This window comes from Methylobacterium platani (assembly GCF_001653715.1).
GTDB classification, from domain to species: domain Bacteria; phylum Pseudomonadota; class Alphaproteobacteria; order Rhizobiales; family Beijerinckiaceae; genus Methylobacterium; species Methylobacterium platani.
In genome coordinates this window covers 1-606 of record NZ_LWHQ01000123.1, presented here as the reverse complement: position 1 = coordinate 606, position 606 = coordinate 1, and the positions used below count along the sequence as shown (strand labels likewise).

At 69.1% G+C, this 606-nt stretch carries 1 protein-coding gene; it reads left to right on the top strand.

Features of this window, described 5'->3' with window-relative positions; genetic code table 11:
• Window positions 1-606 (top strand): substrate-binding domain-containing protein (locus tag A5481_RS31700; RefSeq protein ID WP_156655687.1); only part of this gene is annotated, 606 nt, incomplete at both ends.

Here is a 606-nt window from a genome sequence, read left to right as displayed (position 1 = left end):
CCTACGGCGCGAAGACCAGGGCGAAGGAGCTCGGGGTCGAGTATATCGAGCTCGATTCGCACAACTCGCCGGTCGACCAGATGACCAACGTGCGCACGGCCCTGACCCGCGGCGTCGACGCCATCGTGATGGGTCCGGTCAGCTCGGCCAGCACGCCGCCGGTCCTGCGCCTGCTGAAGGAGAAGAGCATCCCGGTGGCGTTCACCGGCATCGGCCCGCAGCCCGGCGCGACCGACTACACCGCGACGGTGACGGCCAACAACTACGAGGCCGGCCGCGAGGAAGGCAAGTTCGTCTGCGGGCTCGCCAAGGAGCGCGGCGGCACCAAGGTCGGCATGCTGTCGCTGCCGCAGGACCGCGAGAACGCCCAGAAATACCTCAAGGGCGCCAAGGAAGCCTTCGCGGCCGACGGCTGCGACCTCGTCCAGGTGCTCCAGACCAAGGGCCTGACGGTGCGCGAGGCGGTCGACCAGGCCAACGACCTCCTGACCGCCCATCCCGACATCAAGGCGATCTACGGCATGTACGACGAGGCGGCCACCGGCGCCGCCAAGGTGCTGCAGACCAAGGGCCTCGTCGGCAAGGTCGGCATCGCCACCGCCGACG